Origin of the sequence: Parvibaculum sp., from assembly GCF_035511255.1 — a bacterium.
GTDB lineage: Bacteria > Pseudomonadota > Alphaproteobacteria > Parvibaculales > Parvibaculaceae > Parvibaculum.
Genome location: NZ_DATKFR010000024.1, coordinates 1 through 3,643 on the forward strand (window position 1 = coordinate 1; position 3,643 = coordinate 3,643).

A 3,643-nucleotide genomic window follows, 5' to 3' on the forward strand; every position below is an offset into this window, starting at 1 on the left:
ATCGAACGCATCGCATCGACGCGCTCGGCCACCCATTCGCGGCCGACCGTTTCGAGCACATAGGCCGTGCCGCCCGCATCCGCGATCAGGAAGGAGTTGTGATATTCGAAGCGGCCGAGATGGGCGCAATTGCCGCCCTGACCATGTGCGGCGAGCAGCGTCGTGATGATGTCGAGCGCCTCGTCGGCCGTCTTCGCGCGTTCAAGGCCGAGCCTGAGCAGGTCCATGCCGAGAAGCGCTTCGTCCTTCTGCGGCGCGATCTTGGCAAAGACCGCCTCGTTGCCGATCGTGAGCCCGTGTTCATTGGCGCCCATCTCCGCGCCCCACATCCAGAAGGGCTTCGAGAGCAGGACGGCATTTGTCTCTTCGGCTTGCGGGATGTCGATATAGGTGCAGCGAAGCGTTGCGCCCTTGCCATGTTTCGCCCGCGGCACATGGACGAGATATTGCGCCTCATTGGCCTCGCGGTCGGAATTCTTGGCAAAAAGCAATGCGCCGGACTTCGTCGCTGTCGGTCCGGCCACCATCGTGTCGCACATATGTACTCTCCCGTGTCGGGAGCATCTTAGCGGCGCGAACTCGCCGGTGAAGAATGAAATTCCCGATGCCAGGCTTTCTTCAAACGGGCTAGGCTTTGCCGGTCAACGGTGGAGGAACGCATGAGCGCACATCTTTTCGAATTCCGCACCATCAGGGGCGAGGCGCTGGCGCTGTCGCAATTCGAGGGCCGCGCCGTGCTGGTGGTCAACACCGCGAGCCGTTGCGGCCTGACGCCCCAGTACCGTGAGCTGCAAGGCTTGTGGGAGCGATACCGCACGCGCGGTCTCGTCGTCATCGGCGTGCCGTCCAACGATTTCGGCGCGCAGGAACCCGGCACCGAAGCCGAAATCCTCGAATTCTGCGAAGTGAATTACGACGTCGATTTCCCACTGACCGCGAAGGAGGCGGTCCTCGGCGAGGCGGCGCATCCCTTCTACAAATGGATCGTCGAGATCGCCGGCGAGGACGCCGCGCCGCGCTGGAACTTCCACAAATATCTGATCGGTCCCGATGGTGAACTCGTCAACGTCTATGCGAGCCGGATAAGTCCGCTCGACGAGAGCCTCGTGAAAGAGATCGAGGCGCTGCTGGGCGCCTGAGCGGCCGACCCACTCCTTCCGAAGAGGCCTGGACGTCTGGATATTGCATGACTATATATGAAGGTAACCTTTGCAGTTTGGCTTCATACTTGCTATAGTCGCGCCATGAACGAACAGATGAGCGATTCCGAGGCCGAGCGCGCGGCAGCTTTGGCCGTCGAGCTGCGTGTGCTGATCGGGCAATTGCGCCGGAAGCTGCGCGAACAGTCGAATCCGGGCGATTACACCTGGTCGCAGAAGCTGGTGCTGCTGCGTCTGGAGCGCGAAGGCCCGGCGACGGTGACGGCGCTTGCTCGCGCCGAGGGCGTGCGCCCCCAATCCATGGGCGCGACCGTCGCCGTGCTGGAAGAGGCGGGCCTCGTCAGCGGTGCGCCGGACCCCTCCGACGGGCGCCAGACCATCCTGTCCCTGACGCCGGCCTGCCGCGAGATGATGGCCGCCGGCCGTGCCGCGCGGGAGGATTGGCTCTTCCACGCCATCCAGTCGAATTTCGCGCCCGCCGAACTGCCCGGCCTCGAAGCCGCCGTCGCCCTGCTGAAGCGGCTGGTCGGCAGCTGAGGCATCGCGCGCCTCCGGATTTCCACATCGCTCGCAACATCCGAGGAAGATCGTCATGACCGTGACCGCGCTCGACCCGAAAACCGCCCTGATCCTCGTCGATCTGCAAAAGGGCATCGTCTCCCTGCCGGTCGCCGGTGTCGGCGAGGTGGTGAAGCAAGCCGCGATCCTTGCCGACGCCTTCCGCAACCACGGTCTGCCGGTCGTGCTGGTCAATGTCGCGGGCGGCGCGCCGGGCCGCGCGGAGCAGTCCCGCAGCCTCGGAAATCTTCCCGCCGACTGGACCGATCTCGCGCCCGAGCTGAACCGCCAGCCGCAGGATCACACCGTGACGAAGCACAGCTGGGGCGCCTTCGTGAACACCGGCCTCGAAGATCATCTGAAATCGTCGGGCGTCACGCAGGTCGTGATCGGCGGCGTCTCGACCAGCATCGGTGTCGAATCGACCGCGCGTCAGGCGTATGAACTCGGCTTCAACGTCACGCTGGCGACCGACGCCATGACCGATATGAACCCCGATGCGCATCTGAACAGCGTCACGCGCATTTTCCCGCGTCTCGGCGAAACCGGCACCACGGCGGAGATCGTCGCGCTTCTCGACGGGAGCCGCGCCTGATCGTGGCGCGACGGCGGGCCCCCGGAAAGCGAGCAGTCCGATGACGGGCGCCTTCCGCTCGCTGAAGACCTACAACTATCGCGTCTGGGCGGGCGGGGCGATCGTCTCCAATGTCGGCACATGGATGCAGCGCACCGGCCAGGACTGGCTGGTGCTGACGGAGCTCACGCATAACAACGCGATCGCCGTCGGCATCGTCATGGCGCTCCAGTTCGGGCCCATGTTTCTCTTCCTGCCGCTGACCGGCTATGCGGCGGATCGCTTCGACCGGCGAAAGCTGCTGATCGCGACGCAAGGCGCGATGGGGACGCTCTCCCTTTGCCTGGGGCTCCTCACCGTGACCGGCCTCGTGCGGCTCTGGGAGGTCTATGTCTTCGCCTTCCTGTTCGGCATGGCGGCGGCTTTCGACGGGCCGGCGCGCCAGACTTTCGTCTCGGAACTCGTCGGCGAGGACGATCTCTCCAACGCCGTGGGGCTGAACTCCACCTCCTTCAGCGCCGCCCGGCTGATCGGCCCGGCGGCGGCGGGCCTTCTCATCGCCGCCATCGGCACGGGATGGGTTTTTCTCGTCAACGCCGCCTCCTTCGGCGCGGTGCTCTGTTCGCTCGGTCTGATGCGTGTCGGCGAGCTTCGCCGTACGGCGAAGACGCGCCGCGCGGGCGGCAGCTTCGTCGAAGGCCTGCGCTATGTCTGGAAACGGCCCGATCTGAAGTCGATCCTGCTGATGCTTTTTCTGGTCGGCACCTTCGGCGCGAATTTCCCGATCTTCATCTCGACCATGTCGGTCCGGGTTTTTCACGCAGGCGCGCGCCAATACGGGCTTCTCTCCTCGATGATGGCGATCGGATCGGTCGCGGGCGCGTTTCTCTCCGCGAGGCGCGAACGCCCGCGCATGACCTTTCTCATCGCCGGCGCCGCGATCTTCGGCGGCGGGCTGGGGCTCGCCGCCGTGATGCCGAATTATGCGCTTTTCGGCCTTGCCCTCATCTCCGTCGGCCTGTCCGCGCAGACCTTCACCACCACCGCGAACAGCACGATCCAGCTCTCGACCGACCCCGCCTTGCGGGGCCGCGTGATGGCGATGTTCTTTGCGATTGCGGTGGGAGGCACGCCCATCGGCGCACCGATCGTCGGCTGGGTCGCCGATCGTTTCGGCCCGCGCTGGGCGCTCGGCGTCGGCGCCGCCTCCGGCCTGCTCGCGGCCATCGTCGCCATCCATTATCTCGTTCGCCATCGTGGTCTGCGCTTGCGGATGGATGAAGGCCGCCTGCGCATCGACATCGACGCACGTCCCGAGATGTCCAGATCTTAGTGTCTCGCCGGCGTCGCG

Annotated in this window: 5 protein-coding genes; 4 read left to right on the forward strand and 1 reads right to left on the reverse strand. The window is 65.3% G+C overall.

Annotation, left to right across the window (positions count from 1 at the left end):
* A partial coding sequence (locus VMR03_RS00785) for a hypothetical protein (RefSeq protein WP_325401299.1) occupies positions 1 to 539 on the reverse strand: 539 nt, incomplete at its 3' end.
* Positions 540 to 659: 120 nt separating this feature from the next.
* Here VMR03_RS00785 and VMR03_RS00790 point away from each other — a divergent pair.
* The 4 genes from VMR03_RS00790 to VMR03_RS00805 all read left to right on the forward strand — a co-directional run bounded on the left by VMR03_RS00790 (position 660) and on the right by VMR03_RS00805 (position 3,625).
* The gene (locus VMR03_RS00790; protein WP_325401301.1) at positions 660 to 1,139 is read left to right on the forward strand and encodes a glutathione peroxidase; all 480 of its coding nucleotides are present in this window, start codon (positions 660 to 662) and stop codon (positions 1,137 to 1,139) included.
* Positions 1,140 to 1,256: 117 nt separating this feature from the next.
* Positions 1,257 to 1,697, forward strand: a complete 441-nt coding sequence (locus VMR03_RS00795) for a MarR family winged helix-turn-helix transcriptional regulator (protein ID WP_325401303.1) — start codon at positions 1,257 to 1,259, stop codon at positions 1,695 to 1,697.
* A 55-nt stretch (positions 1,698 to 1,752) separates the two neighbouring features.
* Positions 1,753 to 2,313, forward strand: coding sequence for an isochorismatase family protein (locus tag VMR03_RS00800; protein WP_325401305.1), 561 nt, complete (start codon positions 1,753 to 1,755; stop codon positions 2,311 to 2,313).
* A 40-nt stretch (positions 2,314 to 2,353) separates the two neighbouring features.
* Positions 2,354 to 3,625 carry an MFS transporter gene (locus VMR03_RS00805; RefSeq protein ID WP_325401307.1) on the forward strand — a complete coding sequence of 424 codons (1,272 nt, stop codon included), beginning with the start codon at positions 2,354 to 2,356 and terminating at the stop codon, positions 3,623 to 3,625.
* Positions 3,626 to 3,643 lie beyond the last annotated feature (18 nt).